At 64.8% G+C, this 26,352-nt stretch carries 19 protein-coding genes; 4 read left to right on the top strand and 15 right to left on the bottom strand.

Features of this window, described 5'->3' with window-relative positions; genetic code table 11:
- Position 1: 1 nt before the first annotated feature.
- The 8 genes from AB7532_RS08530 to AB7532_RS08495 form a co-directional block, all read right to left on the bottom strand.
- Positions 2-1,690: a methyl-accepting chemotaxis protein gene (locus AB7532_RS08530; RefSeq protein ID WP_441234357.1), complete on the bottom strand. Its 1,689-nt coding sequence runs from the start codon at positions 1,688-1,690 to the stop codon at positions 2-4.
- 281 nt (positions 1,691-1,971) lie between these two features.
- Positions 1,972-3,942: a methyl-accepting chemotaxis protein gene (locus AB7532_RS08525; RefSeq protein WP_441234356.1), complete on the bottom strand. Its 1,971-nt coding sequence runs from the start codon at positions 3,940-3,942 to the stop codon at positions 1,972-1,974.
- A gap of 206 nt (positions 3,943-4,148) precedes the next feature.
- A complete protein-coding gene (locus AB7532_RS08520; RefSeq protein WP_441234355.1) occupies positions 4,149-5,882 on the bottom strand; it encodes a methyl-accepting chemotaxis protein in 1,734 nt (577 codons plus the stop codon).
- A 283-nt stretch (positions 5,883-6,165) separates the two neighbouring features.
- Positions 6,166-7,908, bottom strand: coding sequence for a methyl-accepting chemotaxis protein (locus AB7532_RS08515; RefSeq protein ID WP_441234354.1), 1,743 nt, complete (start codon positions 7,906-7,908; stop codon positions 6,166-6,168).
- Positions 7,909-8,135: 227 nt separating this feature from the next.
- The gene (locus tag AB7532_RS08510) at positions 8,136-8,369 is read right to left on the bottom strand and encodes a DUF6894 family protein (RefSeq protein WP_441234353.1); all 234 of its coding nucleotides are present in this window, start codon (positions 8,367-8,369) and stop codon (positions 8,136-8,138) included.
- 155 nt (positions 8,370-8,524) lie between these two features.
- Positions 8,525-9,124 carry a hypothetical protein gene (locus AB7532_RS08505; RefSeq protein WP_441234352.1) on the bottom strand — a complete coding sequence of 200 codons (600 nt, stop codon included), beginning with the start codon at positions 9,122-9,124 and terminating at the stop codon, positions 8,525-8,527.
- A gap of 112 nt (positions 9,125-9,236) precedes the next feature.
- Complete coding sequence (gene acuI, locus AB7532_RS08500) at positions 9,237-10,223, bottom strand: acrylyl-CoA reductase (NADPH) (protein WP_441234351.1); 987 nt, start codon at positions 10,221-10,223, stop codon at positions 9,237-9,239.
- A gap of 40 nt (positions 10,224-10,263) precedes the next feature.
- The gene (locus AB7532_RS08495; protein WP_441234350.1) at positions 10,264-11,514 is read right to left on the bottom strand and encodes an MFS transporter; all 1,251 of its coding nucleotides are present in this window, start codon (positions 11,512-11,514) and stop codon (positions 10,264-10,266) included.
- A gap of 339 nt (positions 11,515-11,853) precedes the next feature.
- Here AB7532_RS08495 and nadA point away from each other — a divergent pair, with 339 nt between their 5' ends.
- The 3 genes from nadA to nadC all read left to right on the top strand — a co-directional run bounded on the left by nadA (position 11,854) and on the right by nadC (position 15,596).
- A complete protein-coding gene (gene nadA / locus AB7532_RS08490; protein WP_441234349.1) occupies positions 11,854-12,957 on the top strand; it encodes a quinolinate synthase NadA in 1,104 nt (367 codons plus the stop codon).
- A 142-nt stretch (positions 12,958-13,099) separates the two neighbouring features.
- Entirely contained in the window at positions 13,100-14,707 is a 1,608-nt protein-coding gene (locus AB7532_RS08485) for an L-aspartate oxidase (protein WP_441239217.1), read from the top strand.
- 10 nt (positions 14,708-14,717) lie between these two features.
- On the top strand, positions 14,718-15,596 hold the full coding sequence (nadC, locus tag AB7532_RS08480) for a carboxylating nicotinate-nucleotide diphosphorylase (protein ID WP_441234348.1): 879 nt from the start codon (positions 14,718-14,720) through the stop codon (positions 15,594-15,596).
- A gap of 126 nt (positions 15,597-15,722) precedes the next feature.
- Here the strand turns inward: nadC and AB7532_RS08475 are convergent, their stop codons facing one another.
- The 3 genes from AB7532_RS08475 to AB7532_RS08465 form a co-directional block, all read right to left on the bottom strand.
- On the bottom strand, positions 15,723-17,189 hold the full coding sequence (locus AB7532_RS08475) for a cell wall hydrolase (protein WP_441234347.1): 1,467 nt from the start codon (positions 17,187-17,189) through the stop codon (positions 15,723-15,725).
- A gap of 587 nt (positions 17,190-17,776) precedes the next feature.
- On the bottom strand, positions 17,777-20,728 hold the full coding sequence (gene ppdK, locus AB7532_RS08470) for a pyruvate, phosphate dikinase (protein WP_441234346.1): 2,952 nt from the start codon (positions 20,726-20,728) through the stop codon (positions 17,777-17,779).
- A gap of 96 nt (positions 20,729-20,824) precedes the next feature.
- On the bottom strand, positions 20,825-20,980 hold the full coding sequence (locus tag AB7532_RS08465) for a DUF3096 domain-containing protein (protein ID WP_014497329.1): 156 nt from the start codon (positions 20,978-20,980) through the stop codon (positions 20,825-20,827).
- A 223-nt stretch (positions 20,981-21,203) separates the two neighbouring features.
- On the opposite strand from AB7532_RS08465, the gene AB7532_RS08460 reads away from it, so the two are divergent.
- The gene (locus AB7532_RS08460; protein ID WP_441234345.1) at positions 21,204-21,557 is read left to right on the top strand and encodes a DUF1236 domain-containing protein; all 354 of its coding nucleotides are present in this window, start codon (positions 21,204-21,206) and stop codon (positions 21,555-21,557) included.
- 280 nt (positions 21,558-21,837) lie between these two features.
- Here AB7532_RS08460 and glyS read toward each other — a convergent pair whose 3' ends face one another.
- The 4 genes from glyS to AB7532_RS08440 form a co-directional block, all read right to left on the bottom strand.
- Positions 21,838-23,937, bottom strand: coding sequence for a glycine--tRNA ligase subunit beta (glyS, locus tag AB7532_RS08455; RefSeq protein ID WP_441234344.1), 2,100 nt, complete (start codon positions 23,935-23,937; stop codon positions 21,838-21,840).
- Entirely contained in the window at positions 23,937-24,872 is a 936-nt protein-coding gene (locus AB7532_RS08450; protein WP_441234343.1) for a glycine--tRNA ligase subunit alpha, read from the bottom strand. Before AB7532_RS08450 ends, glyS begins: the two co-directional genes overlap by 1 nt.
- A gap of 231 nt (positions 24,873-25,103) precedes the next feature.
- Entirely contained in the window at positions 25,104-25,295 is a 192-nt protein-coding gene (locus AB7532_RS08445) for a hypothetical protein (protein WP_441239216.1), read from the bottom strand.
- 106 nt (positions 25,296-25,401) lie between these two features.
- Positions 25,402-26,310, bottom strand: coding sequence for a S49 family peptidase (locus AB7532_RS08440; protein ID WP_441234342.1), 909 nt, complete (start codon positions 26,308-26,310; stop codon positions 25,402-25,404).
- Positions 26,311-26,352: the final 42 nt, after the last annotated feature.

Raw genomic sequence — 26,352 nt, 5'->3', positions numbered from 1 at the left:
ATCAGGCCGCGCGGACCGAATCCAGGAACTGCGCGACCTCGACCTTGAGACGCGTGCTGTCCGTCGCGAGCGACTTCGCGGCCGACAGCACCTCGCCCGAAGCCTCGCCGGTCTCGATCGCACCCCGCTGCACATCGGTGATGTTCGACGAGACCTCCTGCGTGCCGACCGAGGCCTGCTGGACGTTGCGCGAGATCTCCTGCGTGGCCGCGCCCTGCTCCTCGACGGCGGCCGCGATGGCGGCCGACACCTCGGAGAGCCGCTCGATGGTGCCACCGATCTCCTGGATGGCGCTGACGGATTCCTGCGTTGCGGACTGGATGCCCGACACCTGCGCCCCGATCTCGCCGGTCGCCTTCGCGGTCTGCTCGGCCAGCGCCTTGACCTCGGACGCGACGACCGCGAAGCCACGGCCCGCTTCACCGGCGCGCGCGGCCTCGATGGTGGCGTTCAGCGCCAGCAGATTGGTCTGGCCCGCGATGGTGTTGATGAGATCGACGACGTCGCCGATGCGCGATGCCGCCTGCGACAGCGCGTTGACGCGGTCATTGGTCCGCGTCGCCTGCTCGACGGCTTCCGCGGCCATCCGCGCCGAATCCTGCACGCGGCGGCTGATCTCGGTGATCGAGGACGACAGCTCCTCCGAAGCCGAAGCAACAGCCTGGACGTTGGTGGAGGCTTCCTCGGACGCAGCAGCGACGACCGTGGCAAGCTCCTGCCCGCGCTGCGCCGTATTGGTCAGCGTGGTTGCGGACGCCTCGAGCTCGGTCGAGGCCGCCGAAACGGTGCCGACGACTTCGCCGATCATGGCTTCGAACTTGCGGGTGATGGCGTCGACGCGGCGGCCGCGCTCGATCTTGGCTTCAGCGTCGGCCGCAGCCGCCTCGTCGGCGGCCTTCTTGGCGATCAGCGCCTCCTTGAAGATCTGGAGCGCATCCGCCATCGAGCCGATCTCGGTCTTCTCGCCGCGATGCGGCACCTCGGCCGCGAGATCGCCCTCGCCGAGCGACTGCATCGGCGTGATGATCGAAGCGATGCCACGCGAGACGTCGCGCACGAGATAATAGGCGGCGCCGATCGCGATCACGACCGAGAGCACGATGATGCCGACCAGCACGCGGAAGATCATGGCGTAGCTGTCGGCCGCCTGCTTGGTCTCGAGCTCCGCGCCGCGGTTGTTCATCTCGATGCCCTTCTGGAGCAGCGGATCTGCGGCCTGGGCCATCTTCGCGACCTTGGTCTGCAACAGCTCGTTGGCGTCGGTCGGGAATTTGCCGGGGCTCTTGCGCGACATCGCCATGACGTCCTGCACGCCGTTCAGATACTCGGCCCATGCCTTGGACCATTGCTGATACAGCGAGCGCTCTTCCGCGCTGGTGATCAGCGGCTCGTAGACCTTGCGGGTCTGGTCGATGCGCGTCTGGAGCGATGCAAGGCGCTTCTCGGCCGCCTCCTTGCCTTCGGGGGTGTCCTGCATCAGGTGCAGGCGGAGCGCGACGCGCAGCTCGTTGATGTCGGCGCGAAGCGAGCCGAGCGCGCGCACGCTGGGCAGCCAGCTCTCCGCGATCTCGACGGTGTGTGAGTTGATATTCTGCATGGTGCCGATCGCCGTCACGCCGACACCGGCGAGCGAGAGCACCAGGACCGACAACACGGTCAGAAGCTTGAAGACGATCGACAACTTCGACATCACGATAAATCCCGCTGATACCTAGCAACGCACAACTTGCCTGCGCCGCTATCGTCACGACGGACGACAGGGCGGGGTCATTCCAACAATGCTGGCTGGTTCTTATCCCGTAAGATTGCGCTCATAGTTGCAAACAGGCGTTAACAGGAACCTACGTGAAACTACGGAATCGCTGTCGCCGCCGTCATATGTTCCGCAATCACGCGTTGCAGCGCAGCAGACATCCCGCGACGCCACACCAGCGCACCGTTTTCACTTCCGGAGTCCGGATGAGCGAGGTCTCACGCAGCCCGCACCGACTCCAGGAAGCGTGCCACCTCGCTCTTGAGCCGGTTGCTTTCCTGCGAGAGTGATTGTGCGGCCGAATGCACCTGCGCCGAGGCTGCCCCGGTCTCGCCGGCGCCGCGCTGGACGTCGCCGATGTTGGCAGAGACGTCCGAGGTGCCGTGCGCGGCGTGCTGAATGTTGCGGGAGATTTCCTGCGTTGCTGCGCCCTGCTCTTCCACCGCCGCGGCGATGGTCGACGAGATTTCCGACATCCGCGCGATGGTATCGCCGATCTCCTTGATCGCGCCGACCGAGTCTTGTGTCGCGGTCTGGATCGCACCGATGTGCTGGCTGATCTCGCCCGTGGCCTTCGCCGTCTGCTCGGCGAGCGCCTTCACTTCGGTCGCAACCACGGCAAAGCCCTTGCCGGCTTCGCCCGCCCGCGCCGCCTCGATCGTGGCATTCAGCGCCAGCAGGTTGGTCTGGCTGGCGATGGTGTTGATCAGCTCGACCACGTCGCCGATACGCGAGGCCGCCTTTGCGAGTTCTGCGACGCGCACATTGGTACGCTCGGCCTGCTCGACCGCGACGTCGGCGACGCGCGCCGATTCCTGTACCTGGCGGCTGATCTCGGAGATAGAGGTTGTCATCTCCTCGCTGGCGGCCGAGACCGACTGCACGTTCGCGGACGCCTCTTCCGAGGCAGCCGCCACGGCCGTGGCGAGCCCGTTGCCGCGCTCGGCAGCTTGCGTCAGCGTGTTGGAGGACGCCTCGAGCTCGGTCGCCGCCGACGACACGATCTCGATGATCTCCCCGACCGCACCTTCGAACCCGTCGGCAAGGCGCCGCATGTCGGCCTTGCGCTGTTCGCGCCCGCGCGCGTCCGTTTCCGCCTGCTCGGCACGAAGCCGCTCGGCTTCCGCCATATTGGTTCTGAACACCTCGACCGCGCCGGCCATCTCGCCGATCTCATCCTTGCGCCCGACGCCGGGCACGGAGATCGAGAGTTCGCCGCGCGCAAGGCGCGTCATCGCACCGACCATGCTGGACAGCGCCTTCGAGATCGAACGTCCGAGGAAGAAGCCGACCAGCGCGAGCACGACGACGGTGAAGGCGAAGGCGATCATCATCCACAACCGCACGGCATCGCGCGTTACGGCTTCCGCAGCGTCGGCCTGCTTGTACATGGCATCGACGGCGGTGCGCACCTCGACCATGGCGGGCTCGAGCTCGCGGAAGGTCTTCATCATGCTGGCATCGAGGGCCGCACTCTGCTGTGCAGTCTCGGCCCATGCCGCGAATTCGGACTGGTACTTCTGCAGCTTGGTCGTGATGTCGTTCATCACCTTCTCGGAGATCGCGACCACCTCCAAGGCCTTGGTGAACTCGGCCCCGGCCTTCTTCACTTCTGCAATGTATTTTGGATCGCGCCGCAGCATGTAGTCCTTCTCGTGCCGGCGCATCATCAGCATCCAGGTCGTCGTCCTGGGATCGTCGATCTCCTTCAGCTTGACCTCGATCTCATGCACGGCGCTCCGAAGCGAACCGGACAGGCCGAGCGTCTCGTTCAGCCCGAGCCTGGTCTCGGCCGCCACCAGCTTGCCGAACTCGGATGCATAACGTTTGAAGCCGTCCTGCGCCTGCTTCATCTTCTCGGACAGCGCGCTCATGCCGCCGGCCGTCATCAGCCGCTCGACCTCGTCAAAGTCGCGGTTGATCGGCCCGATCAGCTCGGCATGCGCCCTGGCGTAGCTCTCGTTGCGGCGCTGCTGGAAATTCTTTTCGTTGCGCCGGGCCTCCAGCATCTCGATCGAGAGCTGCTTGTCGAGGTCGGCGATCGCACGAGCCCGGTTGGCAATATCGCGGGAGGCGTCCTGGGAGAGGCTGCCGACCTCGTAGATGGCGCCGAAGGCGACGAGACCCAACAGTCCGAACAGTCCGATCGCCATGACCTTGTGCGTGAGGCGAATGGAAGGGCCGCTCATTGAATGTGCTCCAATACGCTCGATACGCAATACAGGGAGGGCGACAAGACGCCCGGGAAATTCCGGAGATCATGACTGCGTCGCTTTTCCGGAAGGTTAACCGTGCGGCCATTCGCAGCACGATATCTCGACGAGACGCGTGCGAACCGCCGCGCGACTTCGCGCGGCGGTTGCAGTCGGCGGATGAATGGCTAAGACGGCCGCCGTCAGGCGGCGCGCACGGTGTCGAGGAATTTGCCGACTTCGAGCTTGAGGCGGTTGCTGTCCCCGGAGAGCGATTGCGCGGCACCCAGGACCTGCGAGGAGGCCGACCCGGTCTCGCCCGCCCCGCGCTGCACGTCGGTGATGTTGGAGGAGACCTGATGGGTGCCTTCCGCCGCCTGCTGCACGTTGCGGGAGATCTCCTGTGTCGCCGCGCCCTGCTCCTCGACGGCTGCCGCGATGGTGGACGAAATTTCGGACAGCTTTTCGATGGTGTCGCTGATGGCGCCGATGGCGCTGACCGAGTCCTGCGTGGCCGCCTGGATGCCGGCAATCTGCTGGCCGATCTCGCCGGTTGCCTTCGCAGTCTGCTCGGCGAGGGCCTTCACCTCGGAGGCGACCACTGCAAATCCGCGGCCGGCCTCACCGGCGCGCGCCGCCTCGATCGTGGCGTTGAGAGCCAGCAGATTGGTCTGGCCGGCAATGGTGTTGATCAGCTCGACCACGTCGCCGATCCGCGTCGCCGCCTGGGACAGCTCACTGACGCGATCCGTGGTGATACGGGCCTGACTGACCGCCTCACTCGCGACCCGCGCCGATTCCTGCACCTGGCGGCTGATCTCGGTGATCGACGACGACAGCTCTTCGGTCGCCGAGGCCACCGACTGCACGTTGGTGGAAGCCTCTTCAGAGGCCGCGGCGACCATCGTTGCAAGCCCTTGCCCCCGCTCGGCGGTCGCGGTGAGCGTCGAGGCGGAAGCTTCGAGTTCGGTCGCGGCCGATGACACGGTATCGACGATCTCACCGATCGCGGCTTCGAAGCCGTCTGCGAGCTTGTGCATCTCGGCCTTGCGCTGCGCGGCGGCGGCCTGGTCCTGCCGGAGCTTGGCCTCGGCCTCCTCGCGCGCCTTCTGCTCCGACACGAGCTTGAATTTCTCGACGGCGGCGGCGACCCCACCGACCTCGTCCTTGCGGCCGAGCCCGGGCAGCACCACGGAAAAATCCCCGCCTGCGAGCTTGTCCATGGCGATCGTGAGCACGCGGATCGGCCGCGCGATGGTCAGGAACGACATCAGCCACGAACCGATGAGGATAAGCACGGCGCCGGCACCGACAAGCAATCCAACCCGTTCGCTGAACGCCATCTGCTCGACGGAATTTGCCGTTTCCTCACCGCTCCTGTGCTTGGCAAACTCGGCGATCTCGCTCGCGATCGCGTCCAGTGCGCTGGCTATCGGCAACGTGACCTCGCGCGAGATACGCGCCGTCTCTTCGGTGAGCCTGGCGACGCGATTGGCGTCTGCGCTGGTGGCGGCGATGATCTCGCCGCGAAGAGACGCGAGCTGCTGCGCGCCCTTCATATAATCGACGGAAAGGCTCTTGAGCTTCTCCATGCGCGCACGGTTCTCGGCGGATTGGGACAGCTTGAGCATTCCTTCCGCCAGATTGCCCAGCGACTTCGATCGCTCGACAAGAGCGTCGTTCGACTTTTGCAGTTCACCTGGATTGTTGGCGAGCCGGATGTCCCGGACACTGAGCTGCATGCTGCGCAGCCAGAGCTTGGCTTCGACTGCATCCCGCGCCAGCTCCTGCTGGACGAGTACGGCTTCGCTGGAATGACGCACGTTGCGGTTACCTGAAAACTGACTGGCGTTCATGGCAAGGACCAGAACGATACAGAGTGCCGACGTCATCGCCAGCTTGGTTCCAATTCGCAAATTCTGAATGAGGCTCAACATGGGGCACGCTTTCCAGGGAAATGCGCAGCCAAATCATTGTCAGCTGCCCTCGGCGTTGGTCGCCCTTGCTCAAAATTTGAGCGGTCACAATTCCGATTTGGTTAACAACCGCGCCCGGAGAAATACTGGCTCAAGCGAAACGCTCCGTGAAATCCGGCACGGACTGCGCACTTAACAGGTTAAGCACACTCAGAGGTAGGAACGACGCTTCGCAGCGTGGCAAGACACGCGTACGCGACGCACCGTCATACGGCGCAAGCTTGATCTGCCCGACAATGCGCCGTCACGCCGCGCGCACGGTCTCCAGAAATCTCCCGACCTCGAGCTTGAGGCGATCGCTGTCGCCGGACAGCATCTGCGCGGCGGACAGGACCTGCGAGGAAGCAGATCCGGTCTCGCTCGCGCCGCGTTGCACGTCCGTGATGTTGGACGAGACCTGATGCGTGCCGTGCGCGGCCTGCTGCACGTTGCGGGAAATCTCCTGCGTTGCCGCGCCCTGCTCTTCCACGGCCGCTGCAATCGTCGAGGAGATCTCGGACAACTTCTCGATCGTGTTGCTGATGTCCTTGATGGCGCCGACCGATTCCTGCGTCGCGGCCTGAATGCCGGAAATCTGCTGGCCGATCTCGCCGGTCGCCTTTGCCGTCTGCTCGGCAAGCGCCTTCACTTCGGAAGCGACGACCGCAAAACCCTTGCCGGCCTCGCCGGCGCGCGCGGCCTCGATCGTGGCGTTGAGCGCCAGCAGATTGGTCTGGCCCGCAATGGTGTTGATCAGCTCGACGACGTCGCCGATGCGCGTTGCAGCACGCGACAATTCGCTGACGCGCTCGGTGGTGTTGCGGGCCTGGCCGACGGCCTCGCTGGCCACGCGCGCGGATTCCTGAACCTGCCGGCTGATCTCCGTGATCGACGAGGACAGCTCTTCCGTCGCCGACGCCACCGACTGCACGTTGGTGGAGGCCTCTTCGGAGGCTGCCGCAACCACGGTGGTGAGCTGCTGCGTGCGCTCCGCGGTCGAGGTGAGCGTCGTGGCGGAGGCTTCGAGCTCGGTCGAGGCCGACGACACCGTGCCCACGATCTCGCCGACGGCGCCTTCGAAATTGTCGGCAAGCTTTCGCATTTCGGCCTTGCGTTGCTCGGCCGCGACCTGATCCTGCCGCGTCTTGGCTTCCGCTTCCTCGCGCGCCTTCTGTTCGGATACGATCTTGAATTTCTCGACGGCGCCGGCGACTTCGCCGACCTCGTCCTTGCGGCCGAGGCCCGGCAGCACCACGGAGAAGTCGCCACCGGCGAGCTTTTCCATCGCAGCCGTCAACGCGCGCATGGGCCGCGCAATGCTGAAGACCGAGAAGATGCACGCGCCGATCAGGACCAGTGCGACCAGCATGCCGGTGATGAACGAGGTCCGCGCGACGGATGCGGCCTCGGCTTCGGCCTCGACACGGGCTTCGGCGCTCTTCTGCTTGGCAAAGTTGATGATATCATTGGTCAGCTCCGATATCTCTTCGTTGATCGGCGCCAGCATCTCTTTGCGGATGCGGTCGACCTCGGCCACGAGCTTTGCGAGCGACGCTGCCGCTTCGCCGTCCTTCTTCGCGCTCAGGGCGAGCTCCTGCTTGCGGATCACTTCGATCTGCTGTTGTCCCTTGCCAAAATTGCCGATCAACACGATCAGGCGGTCGATCCTTTTGTGATTCTCCGGCGAGCGCGACAGCTTCGCCATCTCGCCCGCGAATTTCAGGGCCGCGGTCTGCCGATCGTTGAAATAGGTGACGGCCTTCTGCATCTCGGCCGGCGAAGAGGCGGTCAGGATGTCACGAATGCCGATCTGCATCCCGCGGACCGACGCCTTGGCTTCCGCGGCGTTCTGGGCGATCGACTGCTGCGCCGATGCCGCATTGCCGAGCTTCTGAACCGCGGCGTCGCCGTTCATCTGGAGGACGATCATCAGCGCGACGAGAGCGATGGTGAGTGCCGAGGTCACGGCGAGCTTGGTGCCAATTCGCAGGTTCTGAATGAACATCATCGAAGCATCCCGTAATAAGCATTTGCCGCGCCGACGCGCGTGAACAGTTCGGGAAGGCTAGCCGCGAGGTTGCTCATTAACGTTAAGGGTGGCCGCGGAAGCCTAGGTAGAATTACTGAAATGATGCCTAAACTACTGCAGCCGCGCACTTTTCACGTGTAACGAAATGAATCTCGCGGATTTGCATGCGCTGGCGTCCGTTAACGGGTTGCCCGTCGCGATCATCATCAGCACACCGTCTCGCCGACCAGGCTGACGCGGAAGACCGGCTTCTTGTTCTCGTCGAGCAGCTCCATGCACCACTCGGCATCCGGCTTCAGGCCGCGCGCGATGCTGCCGAGCAGATTGGCGCAGACCTCGGTCATTTCAGCCCAGGCAGCGGCGCGATTATCGAATTCGTACGGCTGATCGGCGGCGCCGGAATAGCGACCGGTGCTGATGCGAAAGAAATATAGCGACATCGAAAAACCCTTGCGCCCCCCGGCCGTCACGCAGACTGGGGCGCGAACAGCTACCAACGCATGAAAACCGCCGCCCGTATGACTACGGCGCAGCAGCTTCGTGTTCGACCGATGTTTTCAAGGGCAAAGTGCGCGAACAACCCCGCGCAGCCAACTCACTGAGTCGAGCGGCGCAGTTCCAGCGGAGCCTCGATCCTGGCGGGCTCCGATTTGGCTTCCGGCTTCACCGGCTCGAGCCGGCTGCTCTCGACACGCGGGGTCTCGACGCGCGCGGCGACTTCGGTGTTGGACGCAGCGACCGAACCGGTGTGCTCCGACGAGCGGATCGACCGCGGCCGCGCCGCGGCGCGGGCCATCAGCATCTGGTTGCCGCCCTGGTGGTGGAAGTCGCAATAAGCGAAGCCCATGCCCGACACCGAGCCGCGGAAGCTGCGATCGTCGGTCTTTTCCAGGTTGAAGCAGGGCTCGAACGGAATGCCCTTGATCGAGGCGCAGACATTCTGGCCACGGATCTGGAGCGTGTTGCCGGGCAGGCGAAGATGCTTCACCGGGCCTGCGCCCGAAAACTGCACAGCCCCGGCGGCACCGAGGTCGTCCAGGATGCGGCCTGCGCCACGGGTGCCGTCGAAACAGGTGAAAGCGAACACCTTGCCCGCCACGAAGCGGCGCGCCTCATCGGCGTTCATGCCACCGGCAATGGCCGGCGCAAACGTCACGGCCGCCGTGACAGCCCCCAACACAATACGCGCAAGCATGCTCTACTCCGAACCAACCCCGCAGCGGGCGATGCCTTATCTCTTTACCCGCTGCTTACCATACTAACCAAGGCGACATTGAAGCAGCATGGTTGGTAAAGTCTGAACGCGGTTAAACAATTTTTACCACGATGCGGCCGCGCACCTGGCCGGCCAGGATTTTCGCGCCCCATTCCGAAACTTCCTCGATCGGAATTTCATGAGTGATTTCAGATAGTTTCGTCCGATCCAGATCGGACGCCAGGCGCAGCCAAGCGGCTTTCCGCGGCTCGATCGGGCACATCACGGAATCGATGCCGAGAAGGCACACCCCGCGCAAAATGAAAGGTGCGACAGACGACGGCAGGTCCATGCCGGCCGCCAAGCCGCACGCCGCGATCGCTCCACCGTACTTCGTCATCGACAGGAGATTCGCGAGCGTGGTCGAGCCGACGCTGTCCACACCGCCAGCCCACCGTTCTTTGGCGATCGGCTTCGCCGCCGCCGACAATTCATTGCGATCGATCACCTCGGCCGCGCCGATCTCTTTCAGATAATCCGCTTCCGCCGCGCGGCCGGTCGAGGCGATGACGTGGTAGCCGAGCTTCGACAGCACCGCCGTCGCGACCGAGCCGACGCCGCCGGCCGCGCCCGTGACCACCACCGGGCCGCTCTTCGGCGAGATACCGTGCTTCTCCAGCGCCAGCACCGACAGCATCGCGGTGAAGCCGGCGGTGCCGATCGCCATGGCGTCACGTGCGGACAGGCCCTGCGGCAACGCCACCAGCCAGTCGCCTTTCACCCGCGCCTTCTCGGCATAAGCGCCGAGATGCGTCTCCCCCATGCCCCAGCCGGTGCAGACGACCTTGTCGCCGGCCTTCCACTGCGGATGCGAGGACGCCTCGACCGTGCCGGCGAAATCGATGCCGGCGATCATCGGGAAGCGGCGCACCACCGGCGCCTTGCCTGTCAGCGCAAGGCCGTCCTTGTAGTTCAGCGTCGACCATTCGACACGGACGGTGACGTCACCGTCCATCAGTTCGGCTTCGTCGAACTGCGTGAGCGCGGCGGTGGTTGCCTTGTCCGCCTTGTCGATCCGGATCGCCTTGAATGTGGCCACGACTGAACTCCCTGACTTGTTTGACGGGATGTTTAGCCGATCAGGCAGGCTGCGCAACCGCTCGCTGGACCGGTTTCTCCACGATCGGAAGGTTGATCAGCGCGGACAGCACGCCGAACAGGATCGAGAGCCACCAGATCGGCGTGTAGGAACCGAACTTCTCGAACACGATGCCGCCGAGCCAGACGCCGAGGAAGCCGCCGACCTGATGGCTGACAAAGGCGAAACCATAAAGGGTCGCGAACCAGCGCGTACCGAACATCAAGGCGACCAGCGCCGAGGTCGGCGGCACCGTTGACAGCCAGGTCAGGCCAGAGACCGCACCGAATGCGATGGCCGAGAACGGCGTGATCGGGAACGAGATGAAGGCCAGCGTCGCAAGCGCGCGGGTGAAGTAAATCGTCGAGAGGATGAAGCGCTTGGGCATATAGTTCTGGAGATAGCCGACACTCAGCGATCCCATGATGTTGAACAGGCCGATCGCAGCGATCACCCAGCCACCGGTTTGCGTCGAGATGCCACGATCGACCAGGAACGCCGGCAGATGCACGGTGATGAAGGCAAGCTGAAAGCCGCAGGTGAAGAAGCCGAGCACCAGCAGCACATAGGAGCGATGGCCGAAGGCCTCAGAGAGCGCCTTGGTGAAGGTTTGATCGTCCGCAGGCGTCGCGTTGGCCGTGGTTGCGACCGGCGGTGTCGAGAGCGCCAGCGACAGCGGGATGATCAGCAGCATCAGGAAGCCGAACACGGTGAGCGCCTGCTGCCAACCGAAATTGTCGATCAGTGCGACGCCGATCGGCGCGAACAGGAACTGGCCGAATGAGCCCGCCGCGGTGCCGGCGCCAAGCGCAAGGCCGCGCTTCTCGGCCGGCAGAAGCTTGGTGAACGCCGACAGCACCAGATTGAACGAGCAGCCGGCGAGACCGAAGCCGACCATGACGCCCGCGCCGATGTTGAGCGACAGCGGCGTCGAGGAATAACGCATCAGCAGCAGGCCGCCGGCATAGAGCAGCGCGCCGACGCACATCACGCGGAACAGGCCGAAGCGATCGGCGACCGCACCGGCAACCGGCTGGCCCAATCCCCACAGCAAATTCTGAAATGCGATCGCGAGGCCGAACACGTCGCGGCCCCATGAGAATTCGTGGCTCATCGGCTGCACGAAGAAACCCAGCGCCGAGCGCGGGCCGAAGCCGAGCATGCCGATCGCACAGCCGCAGAGAATGATGATCGCCGGCGTGCGCCATGAGGAGCGCGAGACCGGACCGAGTTCGCCCGCTTGAGTGGACATGGTTTTTCTCATCAGTCGCTGGCGGATCCGGAATAGGTAGCCGCTGCTCACCGCATTTAATGCAACTGCATGAAAATCCCAAGCCAAAAATGATTGCGTTCCACGAAGGGCTGCTGCGGGAGCATTGCGTTTCCTCGCGGGCCCTCCCGGCGCGCGTCGCGCGATTTGACGGGAATGTGTGCGGCGGGGCCTAGCGGACTCGCCAACCCCATGGTATCTTCGATTTACTCAAGTTGAGTATATGTAAGCTCTGACCAAATCCACCGGCCCCCTCGGCCGGATTTCTCGGGCTTCATATATACTCATATAGAGCATAATTGGTAAGCACGGGAGGCTTCGATGCCGATCACTGGACTATACGGCCCCGACGATCTTGCAGGCCGGCCGCAGGGCCAAACCACCTCACCCCCCGCCGCGCCGCCGCGAACGGAAGCCGCGCTGCCGATGCCCTCGCTGGAATGGACCGATGAGGTCGAGCGCGCCACCGCACCGCTCTACGAGCGCGTCAAGCACGTGATCCCGCCGATCGAGTGGCCGCTGATGGCGCCGACGATCAAGGCGATCAACGAGCTGAAGGCGGCGCGCGGCGCGGTCATCCTCGCGCACAATTACCAGGCGCCGGAAATCTTTCACTGCGTCGCCGACATCGGCGGCGACTCGCTCCAGCTCGCGGTCGAAGCCACCAAGGTGAAGGCCGACATCATCGTCCAGTGCGGCGTGCACTTCATGGCGGAGACGTCGAAGCTGCTCAACCCGGACAAGACGGTGCTCATTCCGGACTCGCGTGCGGGCTGCTCGCTTGCCGCCAGCATCTCGGGCGCGGACGTCCGCCTGCTCCGCGAGAAATTCCCAGGCGTGCCGGTGGTCGCCTACGTCAATACGTCGGCCGAGGTGAAAGCCGAGGTCGACATCTGCTGCACCTCGTCGAACGCGGTGCAGGTGGTCGAGAGCCTGAACGCGCCGACCGTGATCTTCCTGCCCGACCGCTATCTCGCAACTTATGTCGCTTCCAAGACCGACGTGAAGATCATCGCCTGGAAAGGCGCCTGCGAGGTCCACGAGCGTTTTACCGGCGAGGAGCTGCGCGCCTATCGCGACGCCGATCCGTCCGTGCAGATCATCGCGCATCCCGAATGTCCGCCTGATGTGCTGGCGGAAGCCGACTTCACGGGCTCGACCGCGCACATGATCAACTGGGTGCGCGAGCGGCGGCCGCGCCGGCTGGTGATGATCACGGAATGCTCGATGGCGGACAATGTCCGCGCCGAGCTGCCTGATGTCGAGATGCTCCGCCCCTGCAACATCTGCCCGCACATGAAGCGCATCACGCTCGCCAACATCCTGGAGAGCCTGCTGACGCTGGGCGAGGAAGTCACGATCGATCCCGCGCTCGCGGTGCGTGCAAGGCGATCGGTCGAGCGGATGATCAATCTGAAAAACTAGCAACATGCGAGCTGTCGTCCCGGACAAGCGCAGCGAAGCGGACGACGATGGATTTTCGCGCAACAACTTCCGCCGCGGCGTATGGGTCCCCGCTTTCGCGGGGGCGACAGCTGAGTGAATGGAGAGAAACATGCAAGAAAACATGCAAGACAACTTCGAAGATCTCACCCGCGCCGCCGATGACGTCGTCATCGTCGGCGGCGGCCTTGCCGGACTGTTTTGCGCGTTGAAACTCGCGCCGCGGCCGGTGACGCTGATCTCGGCGGCGCCGCTCGGACACGGCGCATCGTCCGCCTGGGCGCAAGGCGGCATCGCCGCGGCCGTGGCCGAGGGCGATACGCCGGAGGCGCATGCTGCCGATACCATTGCCGTCGGCGGCGGCATCGTCGACGAAGCGGTCGCCCTCGGCATCGCGCGCGAGGCAGCTCCCCGGATTCATGATCTGCTCGCCTATGGCGTGCCGTTCGACCGCGACCTCAAAGGCCGGCTCGCGGTAGGACGCGAAGCCGCGCATTCGGCCCGGCGTATCGTGCATGTGCGTGGCGATGGCGCGGGCGCCGCGATCATCGCAGCCTTGAGTGATGCCGTGCGGCGCACGCCGTCGATCCGCCTGATCGAGGGTTTCGTCGCCGAGGCGCTGTTGACGGCGGAAGGCGCCGTCACCGGCCTGCAACTGCGCGAGGCCGGCAATCCCGCCGCACGGCCGGTCCTGCTCGCCTCGCGCGCGGTGGTGCTTGCCACCGGCGGCATCGGCCATCTCTATGCCGCCACCACCAACCCGATCGAGGCCAACGGCTGCGGCCTTGCGATCGCCGCGCGCGCCGGCGCATTGATCGCCGATCCGGAATTCGTGCAGTTCCACCCCACGGCGGTCATGGTCGGCCGCGATCCCGCGCCGCTCGCAACCGAAGCCCTGCGCGGCGAGGGCGCGACGCTGATCAACGGCGATGGCGATCGCTTCATGATGGCGCTCCATCCGCTCGCGGAACTCGCCCCGCGTGACATCGTCGCCCGCGGCGTGTTCGCCGAGCTCGCGGCCGGACGCGGCGCCTTTCTCGACGCGCGAGAGGCGCTGGGCGTGCGCTTCGCCGAAAAATTTCCGACGGTGCACGCGAGCTGCATCGCAGCCGGCATCGATCCCGCGACGCAGGTCATCCCGATCGCGCCCGCCGCGCATTACCACATGGGCGGAATCGCGGTCGACCATCGCGGCCGCAGCTCGATCGACGGACTCTGGGCCGGCGGCGAGGTGTCGTCCACCGGCGCGCATGGCGCCAACCGGCTGGCCTCGAACTCATTGCTCGAAGCCGTGGTTTACGCCGCGCGCATCGCCGACGACATCGCCGGCTCCGCGATCCCCTCGCCGGCCGGCCTCCCTGACGCCCTGGTAACGCCGCGTGGCGCCGCGCCGGATGCGACGGCTGTGATGCGACTCCGGACAATGATGAGCGCGCATGTCGGCGTGATCCGCAATTGCGATAGCCTTGCGGAAGCCGTGCGCAGTTTTGCCGAGATGGAACGTGAGGCAACGAGTATTACTGTCCGCAACATGGCAACGACCGCCCTGCTCGTCGCAGCCGCCGCGTGGAGCCGGCAGGAGAGCCGCGGCGCTCATTTCCGCTCCGACCATCCGGCGGAGGTTCCTGCCCTTGCACAACGAACGATGACCACGCTGGCCGCGGCACGCGAGGTCGCGGAAAGCCTCCGCGCGCGTCCGCTGCCGCGCGCCGCCCAACCCCTGATCGCCTGAAGGAAGCCCCATGATCACCCCGACCTCCCTGCTCTATCCCGACGCCTTCCTCTCGCCGCTCGCCATCGACGCGGCCGTGCAGCGTGCGCTCGACGAGGATCTCGGCCGCGCCGGCGACATCACCTCGCTGGCGACGATCCCGGAAACGACAAAGGCGCAAGCGATCCTGGTCGCACGCCAGTCCGGCGTGATCGCCGGCCTGCCGCTGGCAATCGCAACGTTGCAAAAGCTCTCGCCCGATGTCGACATGCGCGCACATGTCCGCGACGCCGCGCGCGTCGCCCGCGGGCAGCAGGTGCTGACGATCTCCGGCCCTGCGCGCGCCATTCTCACGGCGGAGCGGACCGCGCTGAATTTCGTCGGCCGCCTGTCGGGCGTCGCGACGCTGACGGCCGACTACGTTGCGCGCACCGAAGGCACCAAAATGCGCATCTGTTGCACGCGAAAAACCACGCCGGGTTTGCGGGCTCTGGAGAAATATGCGGTGCGCTGCGGCGGCGGCTTCAACCACCGGTACGGGCTCGACGATGCGATCCTGATCAAGGACAACCACATCGCGGTCGCTGGCGGCATTCGTCCTGTGCTGGAGCGCGCCCGCGCCCATGCGGGGCATCTGGTCAAGATCGAGATCGAGGTGGATACGCTGGCGCAATTGCGCGACGTGCTCGGCACGGGGCTCGCCGACGCCGTGCTGCTGGACAACATGGATCTCGCGACGCTGCGCGAGGCGGTGCGGATCAACGAGGGTCGTCTCAAGCTGGAGGCATCCGGCGGCGTCACGCTGGAGTCGATTGCGGCCATCGCGGCGACCGGCGTCGACTACGCCTCGGCCGGAGCGCTCACGCACTCTGCGCCGAATTTCGATTGTGCGCTGGATATCGAGGCGTGATTGGGGCGCGAACTCATCCACAACGTCATGGCCGGGCTCGTCCCGGCCATCCACCTCTTGCCGCAGAGTACGAAGAACGTGGATGCCCGGGACAAGCCCGGGCATGACAGTCTTTCTGTGGAGATGCTACCTTCGCTCGCTCACACCCATCTCGGCGGAGCTCTTGGCTTCCTGTGCGAGCTCAGCCGACAGTGCGGCGGTCTGCGCCGGGGTGCCCCAGCTCGGTTCCTCGCTGCCGTCGCCCCAATTGCGCGGGCGGTAGAAGGTGTGCACGCCGGTCTTGTACAGCTTCTTCATCTCGGCGACCCAGGACGGGCGCACCCAGTAGGCGTGATAATGCGTGGACTTGCCGACTTCGGGCAGCCAGATCTGGCCGTCCAGCATCGCCTTCGAGATCTTTTTGGCGCGCTCCCACATTTCGGGCTCGCGGATCACGTCGGCATTGTTGTCGCAGGCGAAGGTGAACTGGCAGGCGAGATGGCGGTGCTTGTTCTGGTAGACCGCGCCGCACACGGTGTCGGGATATTTGCCGGAGAACACCCGGTTCAACACCACTTGTGCGACCGCCATCTGTCCGCGAACGGCTTCGCCGCGTGATTCAAAATAGATGGCTTCGGCAAGACACTTCTCGGACTTCGCGCGCGACTTGTCGTCAAGCGCCAGCCGCTCCGCCGGCGATCTGGCGCGCTGGTTGTCGGCGTTGACCTCGCCCTTCGGCGCGACGCTCTCGCCGCTTTCGATGTCTTTCCCAATATCGGCCGTCGGCGGCGTCAGCGAGGCCGTCACCTTCATATCCGGATCGGGCATCACGATCAGCGGCTCGGCACCGGGCTGCCAGCTCTCGATGCTCTCGAGAGAGCCGCCGAGCGACGAGCTGCCAAAGAAGAGATTCGAGGTCTTGACGCGGAACGGATCGCGCGGCGGTGGGGCCGGAAGGGTCGCCTGCTTCAGCGCTTCGAGCGGCTGGACCGCGAGGGCGCGTGCAGCGTCGCTGGCTTGCGGCGGATTGGCATATTGCGGCAACGGCGGTGCGCGCAGTGCCTCAGCGAGTTCGGGATCGAGTGCGGCCGCGGACTCAGGCGACATGGCCTGCGACTTGGCCTGCGGCAATGCGGCGGTCTTGGCGCCGAACACCGAGCTGTTTGAGGTTGCGGGATCTTCCTGCGCCGGTCCTGCGGACGGTGCGGCCGCCTCAGGCGTTTGCGTCGGCGTGGCGATCGCGAGGCGATCCCCCTTCATCGAACGGTCGACCTTGGGAAAATCGGCGGCCTGGTAGCGCGGTGGCGCCTGAAGCGCCGGATTGCGGCTGATTGCGCCGGTGACGTCACGGCCATCGAGGCTCGCGAGGCGAACCATCGCGCTCTGCGGAACGGAGGTGCCGATCGGCCGTGAGAAACTGTAAGTGGCGAGCTGAATCGAGGACGCCGCGGAGAAGACCTGCTTCTGCCAACGCTCGGCGACGCCGGGCTGACGCGCCAGCAACGACGAAATATCCTGATAGCCGGTCTCTCTCGGCATCAATGCGAAGATGCAGAGACCGATGCCGAAGGACGCGAACCGCGCGCCCTTCGGATGGTTACGCAACACAGACATCGACACGCTCACGCTACGCTTACGCCAGAAAGATCGATCGGCAGTACATCCGTGCAATTCGATCTTTATCGTGAGTATCTAATTTAGGTTGCCGGGGCGTTAATCGGCGTTGCGCCAGCGGCACACTCAAGCGATTGCAGGTGTTTTCACGGGGCAATCATGCGCGGTGGTAAACGCCGGCTGATCCGAAGCGGTAAACAATCGGTCAACACGAATGGTGAAGGAACTCTTGCGCGCACGTATCATTACGGGACGCGTGTGGTTCCAGTGCCTGCGACAACAACAAGTGTCATGCCCCGGCTTGACCGGGGCATCCAGTACGCCGCGGCCTCTTCGTATCCTCGCACTGTCTCGGAGTACTGGATCGCCCGGTCAAGCCGGGCGATGACAGCGAGTGTGCGGCGAGCGCGTCCCACAGACTCGTCATTGCGAGGAGCACTTGCGACGAAGCAATCCAGAGTCTTTCCGCGGACGGCTTCTGGATTGCTTCGCTGCGCTCGCAATGACGATGTGGAGGCACGCTCGCCCAAATGAAAAGAGGCGGAGCAAGCCCCGCCTCCTTCGCATTTCGCAATCCCGGTCTTGCCTTACGCCTGGCTCGCAACCGCCTTGCCGAGGGCTGCTTGCGCCGCTGCGAGGCGTGCGATCGGCACGCGGTAGGGCGAGCACGAGACGTAGTCGAGGCCAATGTCGTGGCAGAAGGCGACGGAGGCGGGATCGCCGCCGTGCTCGCCGCAGATGCCGACCTTGAGCTTCGGGCGCGTCTTGCGGCCGCGCGCGACGCCGATCTTGACGAGTTCGCCGACGCCTTCCTGGTCGAGCGCGACGAACGGATCGACCGACAAGATGCCCTTGGTCACGTAGGGACCGAGGAAGCTTGCCGCATCGTCACGGCTGATGCCGTAGGTCGTCTGCGTGAGGTCGTTGGTGCCGAACGAGAAGAACTCGGCGCTCTCCGCGATCTCGGCCGCGAGCAGGCAGGCGCGCGGCAGCTCGATCATGGTGCCGACCTGGTAGGTCAGCTTGGTGTTGGTGTCGCGCATCACGGCTTTCGCCATGGCGTCGATGCGCGCCTTGACGAGATCGAGCTCCATCTTGGTCGCGATCAGCGGCACCATCACCTCGAGGCCGACGGCCTTGCCGGTGCGCTTCTCGGCCTCGACGGCGGCCTCGAAGATCGCCCGCGCCTGCATCTCGGCGATTTCGGGATAGGCGATCGCGATGCGGCAACCGCGGAAGCCGAGCATCGGATTGAACTCCGAGAGCTCGCGCGCGCGGTCGGCCAGACGCCGCGGGTCGGTGTTCATGGCGCGCGCCACTTCCTCGACCTCGGCATGAGTGTGCGGCAGGAACTCGTGCAGCGGCGGATCAAGCAGGCGGATCGTGACCGGCAGGCCCTTCATGATCTCGAACAGCTCGACGAAATCGGCGCGCTGCATCGGCAGGAGCTTTGCGAGCGCGGCACGGCGCGACTGCTCGTCCTCGGAGAGGATCATCTCGCGCACCGTGCGGATGCGCGTCTCCTCGAAGAACATGTGCTCGGTGCGGCAGAGACCGATGCCCTCGGCGCCGAACTTGATCGCGGTGCGCGCGTCCTCCGGCGTATCGCCGTTGACGCGCACGCCGATCTTGCGGACCTGGTCGGCCCATTTCATCAGCGTGCCGAACTCGCCCGAGAGTTCCGGCTCGATCATCGGCATGCGGCCGGCGAGCACCTGGCCGAGCGAGCCGTCGATGGTGATGACGTCGCCGGTCTTGTAGGTGCGCGAGCCGATGCTCATGGTGCCACGGCCGTAATCGACGCGGATGGTGCCGCAGCCGGAGACGCAGGGCTTGCCCATGCCGCGCGCGACGACCGCCGCATGCGAGGTCATGCCGCCGCGGGTGGTCAGGATGCCTTCGGCGGCGTGCATGCCGTGGATGTCTTCGGGGCTGGTCTCGATGCGGACCAGAATGACCTTGCGCCCATCGCCCTGGAGCTTGGCCGCCTCATCCGAGGAGAACACGATCTCACCGGAGGCCGCACCGGGCGAGGCCGGCAGGCCGGTCGCGATCACGTCGCGCTTGGCGTCGGGATCGATGGTCGGATGCAGCAGTTGGTCGAGCGACGCGGGATCGATCCGCATCACCGCTTCCTTCTTGGTGATCAGACCTTCATTGGCGAGCTCGACCGCGATGCGCAGCGCCGCCTTGGCGGTACGCTTGCCGCCGCGGGTCTGGAGCATCCAGAGCTTGCCCTGCTCGACCGTGAACTCCATGTCCTGCATGTCGCGGTAGTGCTTCTCGAGCAGCGTGTAGATCCGCGTCAGCTCCTTGAACGCCTCCGGCATCGCGGCTTCCATCGAGGCCTTGTCGGAACCGGATTCCTTGCGCGCCTCTTCGGTGATGTCCTGCGGTGTGCGGATGCCCGCCACCACGTCCTCGCCTTGCGCGTTGATCAGGAACTCGCCGTAGAGCTTGCTCTCGCCGGTCGAGGGGTTGCGCGTGAACGCAACGCCGGTCGCCGACGTCTCGCCCATGTTGCCGAACACCATGGCCTGCACGTTGACCGCGGTGCCCCAGGATTCCGGAATGTCGTGCAGCTTGCGGTAGGTCACCGCGCGCGCGTTCATCCACGATGAAAACACCGCGCCGATCGCGCCCCAGAGCTGGTCGTGCGGATCCTGCGGAAAGTCCTTGCCGGTCTCGCGGGCGACCGCATCCTTGTACTTGCCGACCAGATCGACCCAATCCTCGGCGGTGAGGTCGGTGTCGAGCGTGTAGCTCTGGCTGTCCTTGAAGGTGTCGAGGATTTCCTCGAAATGATGATGCTCGAAACCGAGCACCACGTCCGAATACATGGTGATGAAGCGGCGATAGCTGTCATAGGCGAAGCGGCGATCGCCCGACAGTTCCGACAGCGCTTCCACGGTCTCGTCGTTGAGGCCGAGATTGAGCACGGTGTCCATCATGCCCGGCATCGAGGCGCGCCCGCCGGAGCGCACGGAGACGAGCAGCGGGTTCTTGGAATCGCCGAAGATCTTGCCGGTCAACTTGCCGATATAGTCGAGTGCCTTCTCAACCTGCGACTGCAATTCCTTAGGGTAGGACTTGTCGTGCGCGTAGAAATACGTGCAGACCGAGGTCGGGATGGTGAAGCCCGGAGGCACAGGCAGGCCGAGATTGGCCATCTCGGCGAGGTTGGCGCCCTTGCCGCCCAGCAGGTCGCGCATGTCCGCTTTGCCCTCGGCCTTGCCGTCACCGAAGGTGAACACCCATTTGCCGGCCTTGGCCGCAACAGGCGCCGCCTTGGCGGGGGCCGCTTTCTTCGCGGCGACCTTTGGCGCAACCGCCTTGGTCACGGCCTTGGCAGCCACCTTGGCGGCCGGCTTGGCCGCGGGCTTTGCAGCCGGCTTGGCTGCGGCCTTCGGAGCTACCTTAGCGACCGGCTTCGGCGCGCTCTTGGCAAGCGTCTTGCGGGCAGGCGGCGCGGCCTTCGTCTTGCCGGAGGGCTTTGATTTCGCTGTAGTTTTAGAAGGCTTCGAGGCGGCTTTGGCCATAGCTTGCACACAACCTGCGAGAGGAATGGGAAATCGCGCGCCTTACACCACTTTGGGCAGGCCCGCGCAAGTCGAAGAGTTCCGGAAAATGAAGGCCTAGAGATGGAGCCACTTCAACAATCCCAGCCCTATTGCACCATTTATGATGAGAAAGATCGCGACGATCAGGTTGAGAAGGCGCGGCATGATCAAAATGAGCACGCCCGCAAGCAGCGACAGAAGCGGCGAGATGTGGGCGACGGTGATGTGCATGGATTGTCTTTCCGTAAGCTGAGGCGAATCGCGGCCGGATCATAGCGGACGGGGTTCCGCGGGTAGAGACGCACCAACGCCGCGCGGGTTCCCGGCTCCGCGAAATCTGCCCGAAAATGCCGCGAATGCGGCAGGGCATTTTCCGGAACATCGTGCGCGTCGCAGCATTGGCAACCGGTCGCGCCACTGGCGCTTCCCGAAAACCTTCTCGAAGGAGTTTTGCATGCGGAACAGGATTCTTGCTCTTGCGGCGTTCGCGGCCGCGATCGGCTCGCCCGTCGCGGCGCAGGCGCAAAGCGGTGTCACGGTCGGGCGTGCGCCCGTCGTGGTCGACAGCAGCACGACGATTGCGGTCGAACAGCGGCCGGCCTTCCGTGACTATGTCGTCGAGCAACGTGTGCCGGCCTTCCGGATCCCGGATCGCGTGGTGGTCGGCAGCACCTTACCCGAAAGCGGCGTCACCTATTATGACGTACCGCAACGCTTCGGCGCCACCACCTATCGCTACACCGTCGTGAACGGCGAGACCGTGCTGGTCGAGCCGCGCTCTCGGCGCATCGTCGAGGTGGTGGATTAGCTCAACGCGACACGCGTTCAACTCGATGTCCGGCGCGTCATTTCAATCAGGCTGACGCGCATCGCATAGTCGGACATCAGGCCCCGCCCGGTCTTCCCCCCGCCGGGCGGGGCTTTTTTGTTTGCTGTATGTGCACGCTCTCGTGTCCCGGACGCGCTGCAGCGCGCAGCGGTGCGGCGCAGAGCCGGGACCCGGAATCTTTCGTGCCTGCGGCATGGGCCCCGGCTCTGCAGCGCACCGCTGAAGTAGCGCTGCGCTGCGTCCGGGGCACGAGACCGGTCTAATCCTGGATCTTGGAGAAATCCGCCACCGCACGCGTGGCACTGCGGATTTCGTTCAGCAGCTTCAGCCGGTTCTCGCGCACCTTCGCATCGTCGTCGTTGACGCGCACCTTGTCGAAGAACGCATCGACCGGCGGACGCAGCTTTGCCATCGCGCTCATCGCGGCGGCGAAGTCTTCCTTGGCCACAGCGGCACTCGCCTCCACCTTCACCTCACCGATCGCCTTCGCCAGCGCCTTCTCCTCGTCGAGGCCATAGAGCGCAGCATCCGGCGCGCCGTCGAAGCTACGCTTGTCCTTCTTCTCCTCGATGCCGAGGATGTTGCTCGCACGCTTGATGCCGGCGAGCAGGTTCTTTCCGTCGTCGGACTCGAGGAACTTGCCCAGCGCCTCGACGCGGCGGACGATCATCAGCAGATCGTCCTGACCACCGAGCGCGAACACGGCATCGACGAGATCGTGACGCGCGCCCTGCTCGCGCAACTGCACCTTGAGGCGGTCGGCGAAGAAGGCGAGCAGATCGCCCGGAAGCTTCGAGGCATCGGCCGCCTTCACCGATAGACCAGCGAGTGCCGACGCCGCCACCTTCATCAGCGATAGCCGCAGCGCGTTGTCGGCGATCAACCTGATCACACCCAACGCCGCGCGACGCAGCGCATACGGGTCCTTGCTGCCGGTCGGCTTCTCATCTATCGCCCAGAAGCCAACCAGCGTGTCAATCTTGTCCGCGAGCGCGACGGCCACGCTGACGGAATCGGTCGGCACACGATCGGTCGGGCCCTGCGGCTTGTAGTGTTCCTCGCAGGCCGCAGCCACTGACGCATCCTCGCCCTGGGCAAGCGCGTAGTACTTGCCCATCAAGCCTTGCACTTCCGGGAATTCGCCAACCACCTCGGTCAATAGGTCGGCCTTCGCCAGATGCGCAGCACGCGTCGCCTTGGCGACATCGGCGCCGACCAGCGGCGCGATCTCGGCCGCAAGACGCTCGATGCGCTTGATCCGCTCAGCCTGCGTCCCAAGCTTCTCGTGAAATACGATCTGCTCGAACTTCGGCAGGCGATCCTCAAGCTTCGTCTTCAGGTCCGTCTCATAGAAGAACTTCGCATCCGACAGACGCGGACGGATGACGCGCTCATTGCCTGACACGATGACCTTGCCGCCGTCGGTCGCCTCGATATTCGCGGTGAGGACGAACTTGTTGGTCAGCTTGCCGGTCTTGGCATCCCTGACCACAAAACACTTCTGGTTGTTGCGGATGGTGGCGCGGATCACCTCTTCGGGGATCGCAAGATACTCTTCTTCGAACGATCCCATCATGACGACGGGCCATTCGACGAGGCCCGAGACCTCGTCCAGCAGCACCTGATCCTCGACCAGCTCGAAGCCTTGCGCAAACGTCAATTCCTTGGCGTCGGCAAAGATGATGTCCTTGCGCGCCTGCGGATCCAGGATGACCTTTGCCGCTTTCAGCTTGGCCTCGTAATCCTCAAAGCGGCGCACGCTGATCGCGTTAGGTGCCATGAAGCGATGGCCGTAGGTGGTCTGGCCGGTGGCGATGCCGTCGACCTCGAACTTCACGACATCGGGCTCTTCGGTCTCGGGCCCGAAGGTCGCGGTGATCGCGTGCAGCGGACGCACCCAGCTCAGCGAGCCCGGCTTGCCCGAGCGCGCGCCCCAGCGCATCGATTTCGGCCAGGGGAAGGTGCGGATGATGACGGGCAGGATTTCGGCGAGCACGTCGATCGCGTCGCGGCCGGGCTTCTCGATCAATCCGATGTAAAAATCGCCCTTGGGGTCGCGCTGGATCTTGGCCTCATCCAGCGAGTTCAGGCCTGTCGCTTTCAGGAACCCCTGCACCGCCGCATCGGGCGCGCCGACTTTCGGTCCGCGGCGTTCGGTCTTGAGGTCAGGCTGGCGCGCGGGGATTCCGTGCACGGTGAGCGCAAGGCGGCGCGGCGTCGAAAACGCCTTCGCGCCCTCGTAGACGAGGCCCTCGGCGACGAGCTTGTCGGTGACCATGCGGCGCAGATCGTCGGCCGCCTTGGCCTGCATGCGCGCGGGGATTTCTTCCGAGAACAGTTCAAGCAACAATTCAGGCATCAGGCCGCTCCACCGGCTTCGGTGCGGACCCAGGCTTCGCCGCAGGCCTTTGCCAGTTCACGCACCCGGAAGATGTAGCTTTGACGCTCGGTCACCGAGATCACGCCACGCGCGTCCAGGAGGTTGAAGACGTGACTGGCCTTGATGCACTGATCATAGGCTGGCAGCGCCATCAGATGCGCCTCGCGCTTGCCGTCCTTCCAGCCTGCCTCCAGGTATTTCCTGCACGCGCCTTCGGCCATCTTGAATTGCTCGAACAGCATCGCGGTGTCGGCGACTTCGAAATTGTGCTTCGAATATTCCCGCTCGGCCTGCAGGAACACATCGCCATAAGTGACCTTGGCGTCACCATCGCGGCCGTTGAAGTTGAGGTCATAGACGCGATCGACGCCCTGCACATACATCGCTAGCCGCTCGAGCCCGTAGGTGAGTTCGCCCGCAACGGGTGCGCATTCGACGCCCGCGACCTGCTGGAAATAGGTGAACTGGCTGACCTCCATGCCGTCGCACCAGCACTCCCAGCCGAGACCCCAGGCGCCCAGCGTCGGGCTCTCCCAATCGTCCTCGACGAAGCGGATGTCGTGCACGGCGGAATCGATGCCGATCGCGGCGAGCGACTTCAGGTACAGCTCCTGAAGGTTCGGCGGCGACGGCTTCATGATCACCTGGAACTGGTAGTAGTGCTGCATCCGGTTCGGATTCTCGCCGTAGCGGCCGTCCTTGGGCCGGCGCGAGGGCTGCACATAGGCGGCATTCCAGGGTTTTGGCCCGAGCGCGCGCAGCGTGGTCGCCGGATGGAAGGTGCCTGCGCCCATCTCCATGTCGTAGGGCTGCAGGATCACGCAGCCCTGCTCGGCCCAGAAGGTCTGGAGCGCGAGGATAAAACCCTGGAACGAGCGTTCCGGGCGCATATGGGCGGGCAAGGAGGCGTCCATCGTCAGATCAGGCTCTCGCGGGGGTTTGAATCGCGCGGGACCGTATCGACGGCGGGGGTGGGAATCAAGGCAAAGGGGGCGGATTCGGGCTTAACGGCCCATGCTCCAGGGACGTTGCCATAGGGTGGGCAAAGGCGCACTTGCGCCGTGCCCACCATCTTTCGATGAATTCGATACCGCTCGTGGGCACGCTTCGCTTTGCCCACCCTACGGCAGCGGCGTATGGCGCGGCTAACCCGGCCGGTAGGCTCCGGTCACGGGGTCACGTTTCAGCGTCTGGACATCCCCCACATGGGCGGCCTCGGCGACGCGTGAGAGGCGCATCTCCTCCAGCTCCTGGTTGATCCGGACGGCGGTCTTGTAGGCCCAGCGGACCACGGCAAGCCCGCCCAAAGCGCCCGCGAATGCGACGAACGGCGGCATCGGTCGATCCTTGTTCACAATGCTCAGCCCCCACAAGCATTCTTGCGCAGACCGGGCCGCGCCGCAATTGGCTCGGCCCGGACCAAATGGCGCGGCGGAGCGCGGCCTAGAACCCGAATTTTGCCCAAATCGCCCGCGTCTCGACCGCCGAGATCAGATCGTCCGGCAGGCCGGCCATTGATTCCATGGCCGAAAGCTGGCCCGCGCCGGGCGATTTCCGCCCAAGAAGGCCGGACAGAAGACCGGTCGGCTGGGCAATCACGGGCGTGACAACCTTCTCGCCGTAGCGGGCACGAAGAGTTGAGCGGAGATCGCCGATGCTGTCGGCAAGCCCCAGCGCGATCGAACTCTCGCCGGCCCAGTATTCTCCCGTGAACAGCGTGTCGTCGCTGCCCTTGAGCCGCGCGCCGCGGCTCTCCTTCACCAGCGAAATGAAGATCTGGTGGATCTCGCGCTGGATCGCTTTCAGCTTCGCAACGTCATCCGGGTTCTCGGGAAGGAACGGATCGAGCATCGCCTTGTGCGAGCCGGCGGTGTAGAGCCGCCGCTCGATGCCGAGCCGCCTGATCGCCTCCTGGAAACCGAAGCTGCCGCCGACCACGCCGATCGAGCCCAGGATCGAGGACGGATCGCAGATGATCTCGTCGCCCGCGCACGCGATCATGTAGCCGCCGGAGGCTGCGACGTCCTCGACGAAAACGAGCACCGGCAGCTTCTTCTCCGCGGCGAGTTGCTTGATGCGCAGATAGATCTGGCGCGACTGCACCGGCGAACCGCCGGGCGAATTGATCACCAGCGCCACCGCCTTGGCATTGCGATACGAAAACGCCCGCTCCAGCACGCGCGCGACGCCGGCGAGCGACATGCCCGGACGCAGCGGCGTGACCGCGCCGATCACGCCGGAGAGTCGGACCACCGGCACCACCGCCGTGCCGGGACGGAAGCGCGCCGGCAGATAGCGCATGAGCTTGTCGGCCCAGCCGGAACTCTGGGAATCATTCAATTGTTCGGCCATGCCGTTACCTCTGCTTAACCATTTCTTATCACGCGAGTGTCA

Source organism: Bradyrhizobium sp. 930_D9_N1_4, from assembly GCF_052076015.1.
In the GTDB taxonomy this organism is placed as follows: Bacteria; Pseudomonadota; Alphaproteobacteria; order Rhizobiales; family Xanthobacteraceae; genus Bradyrhizobium.
This window is presented reverse-complemented; position numbering and strand designations above follow the sequence as displayed.